Raw genomic sequence first — 18410 nt, 5'->3', positions numbered from 1 at the left:
ACCGGTGTCGCGGGCGACCGTGGCGGGTTACACGCTGCTCGGCGTGGTGCTGTTCGGCTGGTTCCTGCACGGGCTGTTCATCCAGCGCCAAGGGCTGGTCGACTCGATGGGCGAGTCGCTCGGCTCCGCCGTGACCGCGCTGCTGATCGTCTCGATCGTGGCGTCGTTCAGGAGGGAAGAACCGCCGCGGTGATCCGGTGCAGCGCCATCGTGTGCAACATCTCCGTGCGCTCGTCCTCCGCGCGCAGGTAGCCCGCGCCGATCGACACCGGCCGGACCAGGCGGGTGGCGGTGGCGCCGTGCGCATCCACGTAACCGACCCAGACCAGCGCCTTGTCCCGGACCGCCTGTTGCAGCACGGCCAGCGCCTGTGTGTGCGCCTGGCCCTCCGCGTCCCGCACCGTCGACGGCGCCCGCCGCGCGGCCCGGGCCGCCGCGTCCCCGCGCCGGATCTGCTCCACGATGCCGAGCAGGCGCGGCCGGGTCAGCCGCGACGCGATCAGCGAGTCCGACGCGGTCGCGGTCACCGCACCGCGCGCCGCCGCCCGCTTCGCCTTCGGCCGGCTGAGCACGGTGGCGCCGGACGCGTCCTCCGGCACCGGCGCGTAACCGGCCTCGCGCAGCGCGGGCAGCAGCCGGCCCGGCGCGTACGGGCTGCACAGCACGGTCGGTGCCAGCCGGCGCAGCGCGAGCGCGGCCAGCCGCCGGTCCGCCAGGACCTCGATCAGCAGCGATTCGTCGTCGCTGCGCAGGTACGCGCCGGCCGTACCCACGCGAAGCCCGCCGTGCTTGCGCGCCACGTCGTCCACCAGGTACGTCAGCGCCTGCGGCACCGGCGTGCGGGACCGGCGCGCGAACAGCCGGTGCAACTCGTCCGCGGAGTACCCGGCGTCCAGTGCGCGCCGCACGCTGGCGGTGGTCAGCCGGTGCACGCTCGCGCCGCCGGCCGACTCCTGCTCGGCGACCACCTCCAGCTCCGCGGCCAGCTCCGGCTCCGGCGGGCCGGGCACCACCACGGACAGGTCCGCCTGGATCAGCACGTGGTCGACCGGCGCGGGCAGCAGGCCGTCCAGCGCCCGCACCACCTCCGGCTCACCCGGCTCCCGGTCCGCCTCCGCGCGCATGCCCAGCGGGTCGCCGGCCATCGCGGCGTCCCGCGCGGCCGCGGACGCCTCCTCCTCGACCAGCAGCCGGCCGTACGAGGTGAGCGCGCCCAGCCCGGTCACGCCCAGCGCCGCCGCCTCGGCCAGCGCCAGGTGCGTCGCGCCCTCCCAGCCGCGGGTGCGCCGCGGCGACCGCCACGCCATGATCGACAGGATCTCGTCGCCGGTCGGCGCCGCGCCCGGCTCCAGCCCGGCCAGCACCTCCAGCACCACCCGCCGGTTGGCCGGCGCGCCCGCCCGCTCACCGTCCGGCGAGAGCGCGGTGAGCGGCTTGTCCCGGTCGTCACGCTGGCCCGGCTGGATCACCTGACGCGGCATGGCCAGCCAGGCGCCGGCCAGATCGGCCCAGCGCCGGGCCAGCGAGGTCGCCCGCCAGGCGTCGTAGACCGCGGTCGGCAGCCAGATCTGCTCGCCGGGCGGGCCGCCCACCCGGCGGCTCTTCGCGGTGGCCGCCTCCGCGTCGCCGAGCAGGCCGGCCGCGTACGCCACCTCCAGCAGCAGGATCGACGTGCCCTCGTCCACGGCCGCGGCCTTCGCCAGCCGGCGGATCTCGCGCACGCCCAGGCCACCGGCGCGCAGCACGCCCGGCGGCTCGGCCGCGACCGCCTCCAGCAGCGCCTCCACCCGGCGTACCGTCTCCATCGCCTGACCCGCGCCGGCGGAGTCCGCGGCCTTCGGGTCGCGGCCGACCGGCGTGATCACCGGCGGGTGCGGGCGCAGCGTGCCGAGCGGGCCGGTGTCCCGCCGCAGCAGCAGGCCGACCTCGCGGGGCAGCTCCACGGTCTCCGCCGAGACCGGCACCAGCAGCCCCTGCTCGACCAGCCGGCGCACCGGGCCGCCCGGCTCGTCCACGGGCTCGTCGCCCGGTGCGGCGTCCGTCATGCCGATCGCGGAGCCGGGCGTCACCCCGGCCAGCGCCGCCGCCGACACCGTGCCCACCGGCGGGCCCGCGGCCAGCCGGTCCAGCACCGCGCGGGCGGACGGGGACGCGGCCAGGACGGCGCGCCGCAGCTTGGCCGGGTCCGCGCAGAGCGCCTCCGTGCGCGGGTGCAGGTCCGCGGCCGGCCGGCCCAGCCCCGCCGGGTACGGCGAGGAGACGTCGTCCAGCGCGGGCGCCGGCTCCAGCGCCTCGTCCGGGCCGTACAGCAGGAACAGCGCGCGCAGATCGGCCAGCGTCGCGCGGACCGCGGCCGGGTCCACGCCGCCGGTCATCGCGACGATCGCGTCCACCGAGGTCACGCCGTCGTCGTCGCGGGTGAGCCGCGCCGCGTCCAGGATCAGCAGCGCGAACTCGGTGAGGCCCTCCAGCGCGCGCGCCGTCGACACGCGCGACTGCATGCGGGCGGCGAGCGCGGACACGTCCGCGGGGACGGGCACGGTCAGATCCGGGCGACGGCGCAGCAGGTCGCTCAGCTCATCGTCCGTACGGGAACGCAGGTGGTCCGCGAGTGGAGTGGTCATCGTCCTTCAACGCTATCCGGCCGCGCCCGGCGCTGGAGATCCATGGGACGATGATCCCCGGACGAGGAGCCGGTGGGAACATTCTCATCGCAAGCATCACCGACAGCTAGGGAGCAGCAGCATGGCACGGACGGAGAAGCCCGCCGCCCAGGAGAAGGTGCGGTCCAAGACGCCGAAGCCCGGTCACCTGCCCATCTCCGAGTTCGCCGCGGACCGCCCGGGCGCGCCCTCGCCGTTCGGCGACGACCAGACCTTCCCGCTGCCGGTCGAGCGCCTGACGTACCACCGCAGCGACTCCGGGCACTGAGGTGATATCGGTCGGCTTCGACCTGGACATGACGCTGATCGACTCCCGGCCCGGCATCGCCGCGAACTACCGGGAGTTGACGGCGCGGACCGGCGTCGCGGTCGACGCGGACCTCGCGGTCAGCCGGCTCGGGCCGCCGCTGCGCACCGAGTTGGCGCACTGGTTCCCGCCGGAGGCGGTGGAGGACGCCGTCACGCTGTTCCGCGCGCTCTACCCGGACCACGCGGTCACGCCGACGCTGCCCATGCCGGGCGCGCTGGACGCGCTCGCGGCCGTGCGCGCCCGCGGCGGCCGGGTGGTGGTGGTCACCTCCAAACTCGGCCGGCTGGCCCGGCTGCACGTCGACCACCTCGGCCTGCCGGTCGACGAGATCGCCGGTGACCTCTTCGCCGAGGGCAAGGCCACCGCGCTGACCGAGCACGGCGTGCGGATCTACGTCGGCGACCACACGGCCGACATGGTCGCGGCGCGCACCGCCGGCGTCCCCGGCGTCGGCGTCGCCACCGGCCCGTGCAGCGCGGACGACCTGCGGGCCGCCGGTGCGCACACGGTCCTCACCGATCTCGCGGAATTCCCCGGCTGGTTGGACGATCATCTGCGCTGATACGCCGGCCCCGGCCCGCCCGACGGGCGCACGGCCGGCCGGGATTGCGGTTGGTCCGTACCGGCGCGGTCAGTAGCCTTGTGGGCACAGGGCGGCGCACGGCCGTCCGCTGTCCAACGGAGTTGAGGTCCGCGGTGCCTACGGGTCGAGTGAAGTGGTACGACGCGCAGAAGGGCTACGGTTTCGTCACCAGTGATGAAGGCGGCGACGTGTTCCTGCCCAAGGGCGCGCTCCCGGCGGGAGTCACGGAGCTCAAGGGCGGGCAGCGCATCGAGTTCGGCGTGGTCGACAGCCGCAAGGGCGCCCAGGCGATGGGCGTCAAGCTGATCGACGCCCCGCCGTCCGTCGCGGAGCTGCGGCGCCGTCCCGCCGAGGAACTGCACGGCCTCATCGAAGACATGATCAAGGTGCTGGAGGCGAAGATCCAGCCCGATCTGCGCCGCGGCCGTTTCCCGGACAAGCGCAGCGCGCAGAAGGTCGCGCAGGTCGTGCACGCGGTCGCGCGCGAGCTGGAGATCTAGGGGCCGGAGAGGGCCCGCGAGGGCCCTCTCCTCACCTCCGCAGCGACGGCACCTCCGGCGTGAACCCGGCCTTCGCCGCCCGCCCGAGCAGCGCGTCGATCGCCTCGTATCCCTCGTCGCCCAGGTCCGCGGTGAACTCGTTCACGTACAGCGCGATGTGCTGCTCCGCCACCGCCGGATCCATCTCCTGCGCGTGCGTCAGCACGTAGTCGCGGCTCGCCGCCGGATCCGCCCACGCCCGCCGCACCGACTCCCGGATCCATCCGGCCGCCTCGGCCGGATCCACCGCGCCGCGCCGGGCCAGGATCGCGCCCAGCGGGATCGGCAGCCCGGTGTCCGACTCCCACCACTCGCCGAGATCCACCAGCGACCGCAGCCCGTGCCGGTGGTACGTGAACCGCGCCTCGTGGATCACCAGGCCCGCGTCCCACCGCCCGGCCGCCACGCCCGGCATGATCTCGTGGAACGGCACCACCTCGACCGCCGCGGGCTGCCGCTCGCCCGCCCAGAGCCGGAACAGCAGGTACGCCGTGGTCCGGTCGCCCGGCACCGCGACCGTCGCGCCGGACAGGTCGGTCCGGTCGTCGTTCACCAGCAGCAGCGGTCCACAACCCCGGCCCAGCGCCCCGCCGCACGGCAGCAGCTCGTAGGTGTCGAGCAGCCACGGCAGCGCCGCGTAGGAGACCTTCACCAGGTCGAACCCGCCCCGCTCGGCCGCCGTGTTCGTCACGTCCACGTCCGCGAACGTCACGTCGATCGGCGGCGCGCCCGGCACCAGCCCGTGCGCCAGCGCGTGGAAGACGAACGTATCGTTCGGACACGGCGAATACGCCACAGACAGCGATTCCATCCTGCCACCGTAACCAGCCGCACCCCCGGCCACGCTGTGGCGTTCGTCCTGCTTTCCCACTCCCGGCGTGGTCGCGGCCCGCACGCTCCCGCGGGCACCGGTCGTCGCTGGCGCTCCTCCCTGCCGGTGCCGCCGTGGGTGCCGAGAAACCCCTCAGCCGGCCGGCCTGCCCGGGGCCAGCGCGGCGAAGGCGGCGGTGAGGGCGGTGAGCGCGGCCGGGAGGTTCCAGGCCGCCCGGTCCCGCGGGCCGACCGGGTTGGAGATGGTGCGCAGCTCCGCGAAGGGCACGCCGGCCGTGCGCGCGGCGGCGGCCACGCCGAAGCCCTCCATCGCCTCGGCGACCGCGGCCGGATGGCGGGCGCCGAGCGCGGCGGCGCGGGCGGCGGTGCCGGTCACGGTGTTGACGGTGAGCACGTCGCCGCGCAGCGCGTCGGGCAGCGCCGCGCGCAGCAGCGCGGTCAGCGCGACGTCCGCGGCCACGACGCTGGTGCCGAAGCCGAGCCGTTCGATCGGCAGGTAGCCCTCGGGCGAGTCCGCCCCGAGATCCGCGGCGATGCTCCGATCCGCGATCACGGTGTCGCCGATCGCGGCGCGCCCGGCCAGTCCCCCGGCGATTCCCGCCGAGATCACCGCGGCGTAGGGCCGCCCGGCCGCCTCCGCCAGCGCCAGCAGCCGCGCGGTCCCCGCCGCCGCCTCCGCCGACCCGACCCCGACCGCGAACACCGAGAGCTCGCCGACGTCACTCTCGCCGGTGTCGACCAGGCCACCCCGCACCGCCACCGCTTCCGGCTCAACGGCCGTCACCACGAGCACGGGACCACGCCCGCCTTCGAGGAGCGGCGACGGGATGGTGCCGCCGGAATCGCTGGGGGCCGCGACGGAATCCGTCGTGGCGGTGGGCCGGGGCAGCGGGTCGGTGGTCACCGGCTGATCATGCCTGGCCGGGGCCGTCCGGATCCGGCGGGCGGCTCTGGCCCGAGGAGGACGGGCGGTAGACGTGGAAGCCGGGCGGCGCGTCACGGCCCTCGTCCACCCGCGTCGGGGGAGTGTCGATCCGGGTGGGCGGCAGGTCGGTGTCCCGGGGTGGGGCCGGGGCCGGCGGCGGACCGGCCGGGCCCGAGGGCTCCGGACCGCGCCTGCGCCGCTGCCACCACCGCGTCTTCCCGGCGCCGGAGCCACCGCCGGCCGCGCCCCCGGCAACGCCGGGGCCGCCGGGCGCTCCCGGCGGCCGGGCACCCTCCGGACCCGGGGCGGTACGAACGCCGCCGTCGGGGGACCCCGGGCGGGTGCCGATGGTGCCGCTGCGGTACGGGGACGGGCGGCGCGGTGGGGGTGCCCAGGGGTCCGCCGGCGTGACGTCCTCCGGGGCGCGGGGCGGGGCGGGCCGGTCGGCGCCCTCGTCCGTACCGCTGGATGGTCCTGGGGGGAGTTCGGGGGTGCCGATCGGCGCGGCCGGGACGCCGGTGAGGCGTTCGCCGCGCAGGCGGGTGACGGTCCAGGCGGCCCGGATCGCGGCGAGAACCGCGAAGATCGCCGGCACGGCGAGCCCGGAGCGGATGCCGAGCGGGATGAGCGCGATCGCGCCGCCCGCCACCCAGGCCAGCATCAGGATGGTCTCGGAGTGCGCGAACGCGCTGGCCCGCAGGCGCTCCGAGATCCGCTCCTGGATCGTGGCGTCGACCGTGAGCTTGGCGATGCCGGACATCGCGGCCGTGATCAGTGACAGCAGCGTGAGCATGCCGAGCGTCGGCCGGATGACCGTGAGCACGGCCAGGCCGGCGACAATGACCAGGCCGGTGGACTGGAGCCAGAGCGGCCGGCGGATGAGCAGGCGGGTGCCGGCGGCGGTGGCCAGGAACGCGCCGATGCCGAGCGCGGCGCCGACGGCCGCCAGCGCGGCCTGGTCGGTGATGGTGCGGCCGAACAGCATCGGGGCCAACTCGTCGCCCTTGATCGCGAACGCGGAGAACAGCAGCAGGAAGCCGTAGACCGCGCGCAGCGAGGAGGCGCCGGCCACGGTCGCGATCACGAGCGCGCCGTCCAGTGCGCGTGGTGCGCCCCGGCGCAGGCCGAAGATCGCGGTGATCGGGCGGGGCACGGCCTCCGGCGGCTCCGAGTCGGCCTTGGGCGGCAGCCGGAGCGCGATGACCATGCCGACCAGGAAGATGATCGAGGCGACGCGCAGCGGCCACTCCGGACCGAGCCAGACCGCGGCGAGGCCGAGCGGCAGCACGATCGTGCCCGCGATGGTGCCGTAGACGCTGCCGCGCGCGGTGGCCTGGGAGAGGCTGAGCCCGGCGGGGAGCAGCCGGGGCACGGCCGCGGCGCGGGCCACGCCGTACGCCCGGGACAGCGCCAGCACGCCGAACGCGGCGGGATAGAGCGCGAACCCCTCCAGGTTGTCGGAGATCAGCCAGGCGAGGAACGCCCGGCCCAGCATGGTGACGGCCAGCGCGTACCGCCGGCCGTGCCGGAAGTGGTCGAGCAGCGGGCCGACGACCGGCGCGAGCAGCGCGAACGGCACCATGGTGATCAACAGGTAGAGCGCCACCTTGCCGCGCGCCTCACCGAGCGGCACCGCGAAGAAGATGGTGCCGGCCAGGCCGAGCGTGATCAGCGTGTCGCCGGCGATGGACGCGGCGTGCAGGTCCATCAGCCGGATCATGCCGGTGTCGCCGCCGGCGCCCTTGGCGCGGACCAGGCCGGCATGCCGCCCGGCCCATCGCGTGCTGGTGATCGCGGCCCGGAAGAACAGCCGGACACCCCGGATCAACAGCGCCAGGAAGTCCATGCGTTCCATCCTCGCCCATCGAGGCCGGATTCGCCCCACCGGCCGGGCGCGATCGGGGTCAAGTGGGAGAGCGGCCGATGCGTAGGGAAGAATGGACGGGTGAGCAGGATCGCCGCCCGGCCCGCCAAACTCGACCAGGTCTGCGCCGACGCCGTCGACATCGCCCGCGACGCGATCACCGATGTGGTGGACGCGTCCGAGGTCGGTGAGCACCTGGAGGTGATCGCCGAGGGCGATCGCCTGGTCACGCACTTGTTCGAGTGTCACCTCGCGGGCTATCGCGGGTGGCGCTGGGCGGTCACCGTGACGCGCGTCTCACGCAGCAAGCACGTGACGGTCTGCGAGACCGTGCTGCTGCCGGGGCCGGACGCGCTGATGGCCCCGGGCTGGCTCCCGTGGAACGAGCGCCTGCAGCCCGGCGACCTCGGCGTGGGCGACCTGCTGCCGACCGCGCCGGACGATGAGCGGCTGGCCCCGGGCTACCTGGAGTCGGACGACCCGGCGGTCGAGGAGGCCACCTGGGAGCTGGGCCTGGGCCGGGCGCGGGTGATGTCCCGGTTCGGCCGGCAGGACACGGCCCAGCGGTGGTACGACGGGGATCACGGCCCGGAGGCGCCGATCTCCGTGGCGGCCCCGCGCACGGCCCGGTGCGGCTCGTGCGGCTTCTACCTCCCGCTGGCCGGCGCGCTGCGTCAGGCGTTCGGCGTGTGCGGCAACCTCTACGCGCCGGACGACGGCCGCGCCGTCAGCATCGACCACGGCTGCGGCGCGCACTCCGAGACGCTCCAGGAGCCGGAGGCGCACGTCGAGGAGCTGCCGACGATCTACGACGACAGCGAGGTCGAGGCCGTGGCGGTCAGCCGGGCGTCCGGGTCCGTCGAGGGCGACGAGCCGGCCGAGCCGTACGGTCACGGCTGAGTCCGACGCCGCCTCCGCCGGTGCGCGTCGTGGCGCATCATCGTGACCGTGCCGGGGAAGCCGAGCAGGAAGCCGGTGAGGCAGATCCACAGCCAGTCGGTGCGGCCGGTGCTATCCAGCCAGTCCCGGAAGAAGACGACGAGCACCAGACCGGCGAGCGCCCAGGCGATGGTGCCACCCACCGCGAACGGGACCATCGGCGGATCGAGCGGCGTGGGACGGGGACGCGGACCCTCCGGGCTCGACGGCCGATCATCCGGCGTCATGTCGGACGTCGGCAGCGGAACTGGGGATCGGGCCACGCCCCAAGGGTACGTCCAGCGTGATCCGCGCCAGGTCAGCGGTACGAATCAGAAACATATGTGAGCTTTTGCGGGCACAGTGCGTTTGGGACCATGACGCCTTCCGTTAGTCCCGATCATCCCCCAGTGAGGTGCCCATGGCCGGCTCACCGGCAGAGGCAACGACGCCCCGGAACGGCTTCGACAGATACTTCGAGATCTCCGCGCGCGGCTCGACGCTGAGCCGCGAGGTGCGCGGAGGCTTCGCCACCTTCTTCACGATGGCCTACATCGTGGTCCTCAACCCGCTGATCCTCGGCGCCGCGGTCGACGCCGACGGCCGATCGCTGGCGATCCCGGCGATCGCGGCCGCGACCGCGCTGGTCGCCGGCCTGATGACGATCCTGATGGGCGTGGTGGCGCGCTTCCCTCTCGCGCTGGCCGCCGGGCTGGGCGTCAACGCGCTGGTCGCGTACGAGATCGCGCCGCAGATGACCTGGGCCGACGCGATGGGCCTGGTCGTCATCGAGGGCGTGATCATCGCCGTCCTGGTGCTCACCGGCTTCCGTCAGGCGGTCTTCCACGCCGTACCCACGGAGTTGAAGACCGCGATCGGCGTCGGCATCGGCCTGTTCCTGGCGCTGATCGGCTTCGTGGACGCGGGCTTCGCGCGGGGCGCGGCCGGGTCGCCGCCGCTGTTGCTCGGCATCGGCGGCCAGCTCGTCACCTGGCCGGTGCTGGTCTTCGTGATCGGGCTGCTGTTCACGCTGGTCCTGATGGTGCGCCGGGTGAAGGGCGCGATCCTGATCGGCATCCTCGCCGCCACCGTGCTGGCCCTGATCGTGGAGGCGATCGCGAAGGTCGGCCCGGCGGGCGGGCCGTCCGGCAACCCGCGCGGCTGGTCGCTGAACGTGCCCACGCTGGACAAGGACTGGTCGGTCACGCCGGACCTGTCGCTGCTCGGCGACTTCAACCTGTTCGACTCGTGGAGCCGCGCGGGCGTGCTGGTCTGCCTGATGTTCGTGTTCACGCTGCTGCTGACGGACTTCTTCGACACGATGGGCACGATGGTCGCGGTGGGCCAGGAGGGCGGGCTGCTCGACGAGAACGGCACGCCGCCGCGTACCCGGGAGATCCTGCTGGTCGACTCGATCGCGGCGGCGGCCGGCGGCGCGGCCAGCACGTCCAGCAACACGTCGTACATCGAGAGCGCGGCCGGCGTGGGCGAGGGCGCCCGGACCGGCGTGGCGAACCTGGTGACCGGCGCGCTGTTCCTGGTCGCGGTGCTGGTGTCGCCGCTGGTGCAGATCGTGCCGTTCGAGGCGGCGTCCGCGGCGCTGGTGGTGGTCGGCTTCCTGATGATGACCGCGGTGCGCACGATCGACTGGAGCGACTGGGAGATCGCGATCCCGGCGTTCCTGACCATCGTGCTGATGCCGTTCACGTACTCGATCTCGAACGGCATCGGGGCCGGTGTGATCACGTACGTGCTGCTCAAGGCGGTGTCCGGCAAGGCCCGCCAGGTGCACCCGCTGCTGTACGCCGTGGCCTTCCTCTTCGTCCTCTACTTCCTGCGCGGTCCGATCGAGGCCGCGATCATCTGATGTGGCGGCGCCGGGGGGTACGGTGTGCCGAACCTCCCGGCGCACGCTGGTGAGAGCGGTCATATCGGTGGTAGTTAGCCAGGCTTATTAGCTAGGCTAAGGAACGTGACGGAGCGGGACGGTGATGGCGGAGCGCACGACCGCGCTGCAGCTCGCCCTGGGGCTGCGCGAAGCGATCACCCGGCTCAACCGGCGGCTGCGGCAGGCGCGGCCGGTCGGCGACCTGACCATGGCGCAGCTGTCCGCGCTGACCAGCCTGGAGCTGGCCGGTGCGCTCAGCCCGCGCGAGCTCGCGGACGTCGAGCGGGTGCAGCCACCCACGATGACCAAGATCATCGCGAAGCTGGAGGAGCGGGGCATGGTGCTCCGCGAGCCGCATCCGACCGACGGCCGGCAGGTCATCCTGCGTACCACCGCGCAGGGGCGCCAGGAGTACGAGCAGGTGCAGCGCGCGCACAACGAGTGGCTCGCTGACCATCTCGCCGACCTGTCCGCGGAGGATCTGGAGACCCTCCGCCGGGCGGCCGAGATCATGCAGAGGGTCGCTCGCGCCGCCTGATCCGTCACACGGCAGCACCAGCACGCCGAGACGAGGGAGGCGCACGATCCCGTGCGGGCCACGCTGAACACGACATTCCGATCCCTGACCGTACGCAACTACCGGCTGTTCGCCACCGGCCAGTTGGTGAAGCTGGTGGGCGTCTGGATGATGTTCACGGCCCAGGACTGGCTGGTGCTGGACCTGTCCGGCAACTCCGGCTCCGCGCTCGGCATCGTCACCGCGCTCCAGTTCCTGCCCGTCCTGCTGCTCACGCTCTACGCCGGCAAGCTCGCCGACCGGTACGACAAGCGCCGCATCCTGATCGCCTCGAACGCCGCGTACGCGCTGCTCGCGATCGTGTTCGCGATCCTGGTCGCGGCCGGCGTGGTCGAGCTCTGGCACGTCTTCGTCTTCGCCGGGCTGCTCGGCGTCGCCAATGCGATCGAGACGCCGGTCCGCCAGTCGTTCATCTCCGAGCTGGTCGGCCTGACGCTGCTGCCGAACGCGCTCTCGCTCTCCGCCGCCACGTTCAACGTCGCCCGGGTCAGCGGCCCGGCGCTGGCCGGCGTGGCGATCGCGGGGCTCGGCGTCGGGCCGGTCTTCCTGATCAGCACCGCGCTGGGCGTCGCGCCGGTCTTCGCGTACCTGCGGATGCACGTCCCCGCCCTGATCCGCGCCGCGGCCCCGGGCACGCGCGCGAAGGGCGGCGTGCTCGACGGCCTCCGGTACGTGTGGACCCGCGGCGACCTGCTGCTGGTGATCGTGGTGATGGCCGTGGTCGCCATGATCGGCTTCAACTTCCCGGTGACGCTGGCGGTGCTCGCCAAGGTCTCGTTCCACGCCGGCGCGGCCTGGTTCGGCCTGCTCACCACCGCGCTCGCGCTCGGCGCGCTGGGCGGCGCCCTGGCCGGCAGCGCGCGCACCGGGCGGCCGTCGGTCTACACCGTGCTGCTGCCCGGCGTGGCGTTCGCGGTGCTGGAGATCCTGGTCGGCTTCGCACCCACCTTCTGGGCGGCCGCGATCCTGCTCGTACCCACCGGGTTCTTCATGATCTTCTTCGCGCAGGCCGCGAACCAGCGCGTGCAGCTCGGCACGGACGGCGCCTACCGCGGCCGCGTGATGGCGCTGTACGTGCTGGTCTTCCTCGGCACCACGCCGATCGGCGCGCCGATCGCGGGCGCGTGGGCGGAGTGGTTCGGCCCGGCCGTGAGCATCGCGCTCAGCGGCGCGATCTCGCTGGTCGCGGCGCTGGCCGCGCTCATCTGGCAGCTGCGCCGATCCGGCGAGCGACTGCGGATCACGCTGCGCCCGCTGCCCCGGCTGTCCGTGATCACGCCGGCCGAGGCGAACGCGCCAGTTTCATAATCGCCGGATCCACGAATGCAGGCTCGCGGTCGTCCATCACCCGATCGGCAGAATCGCATTCAGCCAGGTGGCTAATTCTTGTCATGTCGCGGCATATCAGTAGTGATCATTGACACTCTGCGCATACCGTCAGGCACGTGGGCGAGAAGCACATGGTGGTGCTGGCACTCCTGCTACTGGCGATGTTGTGCCTGCCCGTCATCCTGGTCAGATGCGCGAGAGGCTCCGGAGAGGCAGGGCTCCGGAGCAACGGACGCATGACACTGCGTGACCGCATCCTGTTGCGGCGCCTCGACCGGCGCTGGGACGGCCTCCCCGCCGACCCCGACCCGCCGAGCCCCGCGATCGAGTTCCTCGCGGCCGACCTCCGCCGGCTGTACCGCCATCGGCTGGGCATCGCCACCCACTCGCTGGTCTGGCACATCGCCGTGCTCCGGGCGTACGACGCCCGCCTGCGCCTGGCCAGCCGCTGCCTCGACATCCCCGAGCACCTCGCCGAGGTGGTCGGCATGGACCTGGAGATCGAACGCCTCCGCATCGAGTCGGAGCTGGAGGCCGCCGGCCTGGTGCTGCGCGCGCCGCGTTAACGTCGGCGGGTGCGCCTGTTCGCCGGCATCTACCCGCCCGAGGAGGCGTGCGCCCACCTGGCGGCGCACGTCAGCGGCCTGCACATCAGCACCGCACGGGTCAATACGCGGCTCGCGCCGCGGGCACAGTGGCACGTGACCCTCGTCTTCCTCGGCGAGGTCCCGGACGACCGGCTGACCGACGTGGACGCGGCCTTCCGGCAGGCGACCCCATCCGCCGGTACGCCGCCCGCCCGCCTCCGCATCGCCGGGGGTGGGCGGTTCGGGCGGGGCCGGTTCACCATCCTGTGGGCCGGGCTGACCGGCGACGTCGATCGTCTCCAGTCGTCGGCGCGGGCGATCCGGCACGCGCTCAAGCGGTCCCGCTTGCCGTTCGACGACCGCCCCTTCCGGCCGCACCTGACCCTGGCACGACCGGGCGACCGGATCGACGCCGCTCAGGTGGAACAGGACCGCGCGGCCCTGGACGCCTACTCGGGCCCCGAGTGGCCGGCGACAAGCCTCCGCCTGATGCGAAGCCAGTTGGGCCCGAGCCCGGTGTATACGGAACTGGGCCGCTATCCGATCTAGCGGGTCGCAGGGCCCGGTAGGTGTTGTCAGGTGCCGCGTCGCCCTCCAGGGTGATCGCGTGACCGATGAGGAACGCCTTGAGGAGATGATCGATCAGCTACGTCGACTGCGAGAGCGGTGTGAGGTCATCGGGGTGCCGCTCTCGGCATGATTCGTTGTTCGCCGGTGGTGGCCATCGAGTGCAGCATGCCGCTGGCGAGCGGGATCAGGCGGGCCAGGCCGGGTTGTCCGTTGCGCCGGGCCAGATCGGGGCCGAGACGGGTCATCAGCAGGGTGAGTGCCGGCAGTGGCCGGACGTAGAGGGTGATGTGGTGGATCAGGCCGTCGTCGCCCAGGCGGAGCCGCTGGGCTTCGTAGAGGCGCGTCGTGCCGATCCTCGCCTCGTAGAAGAGCGCCACGGTGCGGGCCTCGGCGACCTGGTCGGTGTAGGTGAGGTCGTCGATGACGGCCAGGGCCACGTCGAGCAGGGTGCGTACCTGGCGGTGGCCCTGGAAGGTGAACCGCTCGGTGATCGGCGAGACCAGCGTGACGTCAGGGCTGAGTGCGGCGACCGCACCGGCGGCGTCACCGGCCTCGCCGGCGGCCCGCCATGCGGTGACGGCGTCATAGGACTGAACCACGAGAACTCCGGCTGGTGGCAGGAACGGGAAACGGCGGCGTGAAAGTCACGCCGCCGTTCGGTGATGAAGGGAGTCAGCTTGTCTCGCGGGCCGCTGGTCCGCCGCCGAAGAGGACGTCGTCCCAGCTCGGGAGGCGCTTGCGGGGCTTGCCGGAGGCGTCGGTGGACTCGGCGGTGCCCTGACCGGAGTTGGTCGTCCGGCGCGGGCGCAGGACGGCCAGCGACGGCACGGCCGGCACCTCCTTGGGGAGGTCCGCGTCGTCGTCGAAGGCGGAGCCGGCACCGCCGCCGAGCAGGGAGGCGGCGCCGCCCACGGTGGGGGCGGAGCGGGGGCGGACCGACTCGGTCAGGGCGGCCGGGTCGAGTGAGCGGCCGGAGCTCTGGCCGAGCGGGCGGTCGAGGGACGCGAGCAGCGCGTCGCGGCCGGCACGGATCGGGTCCCGGCCGAGGTCGCGCGCGGGGCGCGGCTTCTCGGTCGTGGCGCCGGGGAGGCCGTGACCGCCGCGGCCGGGCTCGGTGCGCGACGGGGTGGGCAGGCCGTGGCCGCTGCGCTCGGGGGCCGGCTCCTGGCCGAGGATCGGCGTGGGGCGCTCGGCGCAGAGGTACTGCGCCATGTCGTCGTGCGGCGCCACGACCTGGCGGGACTTGTCGAGGTCCCACGAGGCCTGGGCGGTGGCCTTGCCGGACGGCCAGGTGGCGATGATGCGCCAGGTGCCGTCCTCCCGCCGATACGCATCCCAGGAGATCTTCTCGGTGTCGATGCCGTGCTGGGCGAGGCGGCCGTCGACGACCTCGGCCAGCGGCGCGCCGCGCTCAGAGGTCTTCAGCCGGGTGCGCCGGGCGTGCTGGGCGAGCATGGCCCGCTCCTGGAGCACGGGGCCGGCGTAGCGGAGCACGCGGTCGACCGGGACGCCCGCGATCCGGGCGACGTCGTCGGCGGACTCGCCGGCCCGGATGCGGGCCTGGATGTCCCGCGGGGCCAGCGTGGCCTTGAGTTCGGTGGCGGTGCCGGCCACGGCGAGGGCGACGCCGCCTCCGCCGGGCTCGGTGTGCAGCGCACCCGCGATGCGCTCGTCGATGGGGAGTGCCAGGAGTCGCCCGACCTCGTCGGCGAGTACCAGGGCCTGGCCGTCCTCGGAGAGGGCGACGAAGCGAACCGGTCGCATCGCGTTGCCTCCGTCCCGTCGGTCTCGCTGGGCTGGCCTGCCCCTAGCACACGATGCGCTCGGAGCCTTCCCGGACACGGTACGCGCAATCTTCCCACGATGGGAGTAAGCCACACCGCGTGTCGCTGACCAGCCCGAATTGATCTCGCTAAGCGTCCGATTTCGCTGAAAGCGGACAAAGTATCACTAAAGTCGTTCCACCACGTGGTCGATGCAGTGCGTCAGACGCTCCACGTCGGACGGCTCCACGGCCGGGAACAGCGCCACCCGAAGCTGGTTGCGCCCCAGCTTGCGGTACGAGTCGGTGTCCACGATGCCGTTCGCCCGCAGCACCGCGGAGACCGCGTCCGCGGACACCGCCGGGTCCAGGTCGATGGTGGCCACCACGGTGGACCGCACGGCCGGGTCGGTGACGAACGGCGTCGCGAACGACGAGCGCGCCGCCCACCCGTAGATGATCGACGCACTCTCCGCCGTGCGCTTCGCGGCCCAGGCCAGCCCGCCCTGCGACAGCATCCAGTCGGTCTGCTCCGCGGCCAGGAACACGGTGGCGAGCGCCGGCGTGTTGTACGTCTGCTCCAGCCGGGACTGCTCGATCGCGGTGACCACGTCCAGGAAAGCCGGGATGTACCGCCCGGACGCCTTGATCTCCTCCGCGCGCGCGATCGCGGCCGGCGAGAACAGCCCGATCCAGATGCCGCCGTCCGAGCCGAAGCACTTCTGCGGCGCGAAGTAGTAGACGTCGGTCTCGGCCACGTCCACGTCCAGGCCGCCCGCGCCGGAGGTGGCGTCGATCAGCATCAGCGCGTCCGGGTCCGCGCCGGGCACCCGGCGCACCGGCACGGACACGCCGGTCGACGTCTCGTTCTGCGGGATGCCGTAGACGTCCACGCCGGCCTCCGCGGTCAGCGCCGCCGCGGTGCCGGGCGTGGCGCTGTGCACGGTCGGCTCGCCCAGGAACGGCGCGGCCCGTACCGCCGTGGCGAACTTCGCGCCGAACTCGCCGTGCGTGGCGAACTGCGCGCGGTCGCGGATCAGGCCGAACACCGCGCTCTCCCAGAACGCGGTGGTGCCGCCGTTGGAGAGGATCACCTCGTAGCCGTCCGGCAGCGAGAAGAACTCCGCCAGCCCGCGGCGCAGGCGCGCGACCTCGTTCCGCACCGTCTTCTGCCGGTGCGAGGTGCCGAGGTACGTCCGGGACACGCGGGACAGCGCCTCCACCGCCTCCGGCCGGACCTTCGACGGGCCGCAGCCGAAGCGGCCGTCGGCGGGCAGCAGGTCGTCGGGGATGCGAATCGTCGACGGGTCAGCCACGGTGATCCAGGGTCCTTCCGCGAGTCGGTCGCCTCCATGCTCCCGGATGACGAGGCGCGCGTACACGACGATCCCACATGGTCCACCCGACCGGGAAAGCCATTACCGTGCACCACATGTCCGACCTTGCCGGAATGCGCCGCGAGTACCATCCCGACCACGGGCTGCGCCGTGCGGACCTGGCCGCCGACTGGACCACCCAGTTCGCCCGCTGGTTCGCCGAGGCGCAGGCCTTCCCGCTGCCCGAGCCGAACGCGATGATCTTCTCGACCGCGGACGCGGAGGGCCGCCCGAGCAGCCGTACCGTGTTGCTCAAGGACGTGGACGCGCGTGGCTTCACGCTGTTCACGAACTACGGGTCCCGCAAGGGTACGGAGGCGGCCGCCAACCCGCACGGCGCGCTGCTCTTCCCGTGGCACCCGATGCACCGCCAGGTACTGGTCCGCGGTGGGATCGAGCGGGTCGACCGGGCCGAGACCGAGGCCTACTTCGCGACCCGCCCGCGCGGCTCGCAGCTCGGCGCCTGGGCCAGCCCGCAGTCCACGGTGCTGACCGGCCGGGACGAGCTGGAGGCCGCGTTCGAGGAGGCCGCCGCGCGGTTCGGCCCGGACACGGAGGTGCCGCCCCCGCCGCACTGGGGCGGGCTGCGCGTGGTGCCGGAAAGCGTGGAGTTCTGGCAGGGCCGGCCGAGCCGGTTGCACGACCGGCTGCGTTACCGCCGCGTAGCCGGCGGGTGGGCCATCGAACGGCTGGCTCCCTGAGCCCGCGTTAACCCCTACGCTGGCTAAAGTTCGACCATGACTTCTGTCGCGCACCAGTCCGGGGCCGCTGCCGAGCCGCTCTCCGGGACACAGTGGACCATCGCCGCGGACGGCCACCAGGCCGTCGTCGTCGAGGTGGGCGGTGGCCTGCGGTCCTATCGGGCGAACGGCGTGGACCACGTGTCGGGGTACGGCGACGACGAGCTCGCGGCCGGCTGCGCGGGCCAGATCCTGGCGCCCTGGCCGAACCGGATCCGGGACGGGCAGTACACCTTCGAGGGCACGCAGTACCAGCTGTTCATCACGGAGCCGGAGCGCAACAACGCGCTGCACGGCCTGGTCAACTACGCCCGCTGGCACGCGGTCGAGCAGTCGGCCGACGCGGTGACGCTGGAGTACCTGATGCCGGCCCAGCCCGGTTACCCCTGGCCGCTGCGGCTGCGCACCACCTGGCAGGTGAGCGCGGCCGGGCTGCGGGCGACGCACGAGGTGACGAACCTGGCGGCCCAGCCGGTCCCGTTCGGCTTCAGCGTCCACCCGTACCTGCAGATCCCCGGCGTTCCGGTGGACGAGCTGACGCTGACGCTGCCCGCGCGGAACCGGCTGCTGGTCGACTCGCGGCTGCTGCCGATCGGCGCGTCGAAGGTGGCCGGCACCGAGTTCGACTACACCGAGGGCCGCCGGATCGGCGCCGCGGTGCTGGACACCGCGTTCGGCGACGTGGAGCACGCGGCGGACGGCACGTCCACGGTCGTGCTGGCCGGCGGCGGCGCCGAGGTGCGGATCTGGGGCGACGACTCGTTCGGCTGGTGGCAGGTCTTCACCTCGGACACGCTGAGCGGCGACCGGTACCGCAAGGCGGTCGCCATCGAGCCGATGACCTGCCCGCCGGACGCGTTCCGGTCGGGCCGTGGCCTGATCGTGCTGGACCCGGGCGACGCGTGGCGCGGCGTCTGGGGCATCACGCCGGTGCCGGCCTCCTAAGCG

20 protein-coding genes are annotated in these 18410 nt (G+C 73.5%); 12 read left to right on the top strand and 8 right to left on the bottom strand.

The window, feature by feature from the left end; translation table 11 throughout:
• Window positions 1-4: 4 nt before the first annotated feature.
• Window positions 5-193 carry a hypothetical protein gene (locus J2S41_RS31975; protein WP_374728187.1) on the top strand — a complete coding sequence of 63 codons (189 nt, stop codon included), beginning with the start codon at window positions 5-7 and terminating at the stop codon, window positions 191-193.
• Here the strand turns inward: J2S41_RS31975 and J2S41_RS31970 are convergent.
• Complete coding sequence (locus J2S41_RS31970; RefSeq protein WP_310373562.1) at window positions 168-2624, bottom strand: helicase-associated domain-containing protein; 2457 nt, start codon at window positions 2622-2624, stop codon at window positions 168-170. The genes J2S41_RS31975 and J2S41_RS31970 overlap by 26 nt on opposite strands.
• Before the next feature lie 121 nt (window positions 2625-2745).
• Between J2S41_RS31970 and J2S41_RS31965 the strand changes: the two genes are divergently transcribed.
• The 3 genes from J2S41_RS31965 (at window position 2746) to J2S41_RS31955 (ending at window position 4056) form a co-directional block, all read left to right on the top strand.
• Window positions 2746-2931 (top strand): hypothetical protein, encoded by a 186-nt coding sequence (locus tag J2S41_RS31965; protein ID WP_310373560.1) that lies wholly within the window; start codon window positions 2746-2748, stop codon window positions 2929-2931.
• A gap of 1 nt (window position 2932) precedes the next feature.
• Window positions 2933-3535, top strand: a complete 603-nt coding sequence (locus J2S41_RS31960; protein WP_310373558.1) for an HAD family hydrolase — start codon at window positions 2933-2935, stop codon at window positions 3533-3535.
• A gap of 134 nt (window positions 3536-3669) precedes the next feature.
• Window positions 3670-4056, top strand: coding sequence for a cold-shock protein (locus J2S41_RS31955; RefSeq protein ID WP_310373557.1), 387 nt, complete (start codon window positions 3670-3672; stop codon window positions 4054-4056).
• 31 nt (window positions 4057-4087) lie between these two features.
• Here the strand turns inward: J2S41_RS31955 and J2S41_RS31950 are convergent, their stop codons facing one another.
• The 3 genes from J2S41_RS31950 to J2S41_RS31940 all read right to left on the bottom strand — a co-directional run bounded on the left by J2S41_RS31950 (window position 4088) and on the right by J2S41_RS31940 (window position 7706).
• Window positions 4088-4906, bottom strand: a complete 819-nt coding sequence (locus tag J2S41_RS31950) for a 1,4-dihydroxy-6-naphtoate synthase (RefSeq protein ID WP_310373555.1) — start codon at window positions 4904-4906, stop codon at window positions 4088-4090.
• A gap of 153 nt (window positions 4907-5059) precedes the next feature.
• Window positions 5060-5719: a futalosine hydrolase gene (locus J2S41_RS31945; protein WP_310376669.1), complete on the bottom strand. Its 660-nt coding sequence runs from the start codon at window positions 5717-5719 to the stop codon at window positions 5060-5062.
• 118 nt (window positions 5720-5837) lie between these two features.
• The gene (locus tag J2S41_RS31940) at window positions 5838-7706 is read right to left on the bottom strand and encodes an MFS transporter (protein WP_310373552.1); all 1869 of its coding nucleotides are present in this window, start codon (window positions 7704-7706) and stop codon (window positions 5838-5840) included.
• Window positions 7707-7796: 90 nt separating this feature from the next.
• On the opposite strand from J2S41_RS31940, the gene J2S41_RS31935 reads away from it, so the two are divergent.
• The gene (locus J2S41_RS31935) at window positions 7797-8615 is read left to right on the top strand and encodes a DUF3027 domain-containing protein (RefSeq protein ID WP_310373550.1); all 819 of its coding nucleotides are present in this window, start codon (window positions 7797-7799) and stop codon (window positions 8613-8615) included.
• Here J2S41_RS31935 and J2S41_RS31930 read toward each other — a convergent pair.
• Window positions 8606-8881 carry a DUF2530 domain-containing protein gene (locus J2S41_RS31930; RefSeq protein WP_310376667.1) on the bottom strand — a complete coding sequence of 92 codons (276 nt, stop codon included), beginning with the start codon at window positions 8879-8881 and terminating at the stop codon, window positions 8606-8608. The genes J2S41_RS31935 and J2S41_RS31930 overlap by 10 nt on opposite strands.
• Before the next feature lie 173 nt (window positions 8882-9054).
• Between J2S41_RS31930 and J2S41_RS31925 the strand changes: the two genes are divergently transcribed.
• The 5 genes from J2S41_RS31925 (at window position 9055) to thpR (ending at window position 13563) form a co-directional block, all read left to right on the top strand.
• Entirely contained in the window at window positions 9055-10500 is a 1446-nt protein-coding gene (locus J2S41_RS31925; protein WP_310373548.1) for an NCS2 family permease, read from the top strand.
• A 124-nt stretch (window positions 10501-10624) separates the two neighbouring features.
• Window positions 10625-11059 carry a MarR family winged helix-turn-helix transcriptional regulator gene (locus J2S41_RS31920; protein WP_310373546.1) on the top strand — a complete coding sequence of 145 codons (435 nt, stop codon included), beginning with the start codon at window positions 10625-10627 and terminating at the stop codon, window positions 11057-11059.
• A 51-nt stretch (window positions 11060-11110) separates the two neighbouring features.
• Window positions 11111-12406 carry an MFS transporter gene (locus J2S41_RS31915; RefSeq protein WP_310373544.1) on the top strand — a complete coding sequence of 432 codons (1296 nt, stop codon included), beginning with the start codon at window positions 11111-11113 and terminating at the stop codon, window positions 12404-12406.
• Window positions 12407-12663: 257 nt separating this feature from the next.
• Window positions 12664-12993: a hypothetical protein gene (locus tag J2S41_RS31910; RefSeq protein ID WP_310373543.1), complete on the top strand. Its 330-nt coding sequence runs from the start codon at window positions 12664-12666 to the stop codon at window positions 12991-12993.
• A 9-nt stretch (window positions 12994-13002) separates the two neighbouring features.
• Entirely contained in the window at window positions 13003-13563 is a 561-nt protein-coding gene (gene thpR, locus J2S41_RS31905) for an RNA 2',3'-cyclic phosphodiesterase (protein WP_310373541.1), read from the top strand.
• A 125-nt stretch (window positions 13564-13688) separates the two neighbouring features.
• On the opposite strand, the gene J2S41_RS31900 is transcribed toward thpR, so the two are convergent.
• From J2S41_RS31900 to serC, 3 genes are all read right to left on the bottom strand, one after another.
• On the bottom strand, window positions 13689-14183 hold the full coding sequence (locus J2S41_RS31900) for a nuclear transport factor 2 family protein (RefSeq protein WP_310373539.1): 495 nt from the start codon (window positions 14181-14183) through the stop codon (window positions 13689-13691).
• A 73-nt stretch (window positions 14184-14256) separates the two neighbouring features.
• Window positions 14257-15348, bottom strand: coding sequence for a septation protein SepH (gene sepH / locus J2S41_RS31895; RefSeq protein ID WP_310373537.1), 1092 nt, complete (start codon window positions 15346-15348; stop codon window positions 14257-14259).
• A 186-nt stretch (window positions 15349-15534) separates the two neighbouring features.
• Window positions 15535-16662 carry a phosphoserine transaminase gene (gene serC / locus J2S41_RS31890; RefSeq protein WP_310373535.1) on the bottom strand — a complete coding sequence of 376 codons (1128 nt, stop codon included), beginning with the start codon at window positions 16660-16662 and terminating at the stop codon, window positions 15535-15537.
• Window positions 16663-16778: 116 nt separating this feature from the next.
• On the opposite strand from serC, the gene pdxH reads away from it, so the two are divergent.
• Together pdxH and J2S41_RS31880 are read left to right on the top strand one after the other, a co-directional pair.
• Window positions 16779-17423 (top strand): pyridoxamine 5'-phosphate oxidase, encoded by a 645-nt coding sequence (gene pdxH, locus J2S41_RS31885; RefSeq protein ID WP_310373533.1) that lies wholly within the window; start codon window positions 16779-16781, stop codon window positions 17421-17423.
• 36 nt (window positions 17424-17459) lie between these two features.
• Window positions 17460-18407, top strand: a complete 948-nt coding sequence (locus J2S41_RS31880) for an aldose 1-epimerase family protein (RefSeq protein ID WP_310373531.1) — start codon at window positions 17460-17462, stop codon at window positions 18405-18407.
• Window positions 18408-18410: the final 3 nt, after the last annotated feature.

This window comes from Catenuloplanes atrovinosus, from assembly GCF_031458235.1.
GTDB classification, from domain to species: Bacteria; Actinomycetota; Actinomycetes; order Mycobacteriales; family Micromonosporaceae; genus Catenuloplanes; species Catenuloplanes atrovinosus.
Note: the sequence above shows the minus strand (reverse complement) of the source record. Positions and strands in the feature narration are given on the sequence as shown.

Coding starts and splice junctions, on each gene's coding strand:
- J2S41_RS31930 (WP_310376667.1), bottom strand. CDS start 8,881: ATGACGCCGGATGATCGGCCGTCGAGCCCGGAGGGTCCGCGTCCCCGT.
- sepH (WP_310373537.1), bottom strand. CDS start 15,348: ATGCGACCGGTTCGCTTCGTCGCCCTCTCCGAGGACGGCCAGGCCCTG.
- J2S41_RS31910 (WP_310373543.1), top strand. CDS start 12,664: ATGACACTGCGTGACCGCATCCTGTTGCGGCGCCTCGACCGGCGCTGG.
- J2S41_RS31965 (WP_310373560.1), top strand. CDS start 2,746: ATGGCACGGACGGAGAAGCCCGCCGCCCAGGAGAAGGTGCGGTCCAAG.
- J2S41_RS31940 (WP_310373552.1), bottom strand. CDS start 7,706: ATGGAACGCATGGACTTCCTGGCGCTGTTGATCCGGGGTGTCCGGCTG.
- J2S41_RS31920 (WP_310373546.1), top strand. CDS start 10,625: ATGGCGGAGCGCACGACCGCGCTGCAGCTCGCCCTGGGGCTGCGCGAA.
- J2S41_RS31880 (WP_310373531.1), top strand. CDS start 17,460: ATGACTTCTGTCGCGCACCAGTCCGGGGCCGCTGCCGAGCCGCTCTCC.
- J2S41_RS31970 (WP_310373562.1), bottom strand. CDS start 2,624: ATGACCACTCCACTCGCGGACCACCTGCGTTCCCGTACGGACGATGAG.
- pdxH (WP_310373533.1), top strand. CDS start 16,779: ATGTCCGACCTTGCCGGAATGCGCCGCGAGTACCATCCCGACCACGGG.
- J2S41_RS31925 (WP_310373548.1), top strand. CDS start 9,055: ATGGCCGGCTCACCGGCAGAGGCAACGACGCCCCGGAACGGCTTCGAC.
- J2S41_RS31950 (WP_310373555.1), bottom strand. CDS start 4,906: ATGGAATCGCTGTCTGTGGCGTATTCGCCGTGTCCGAACGATACGTTC.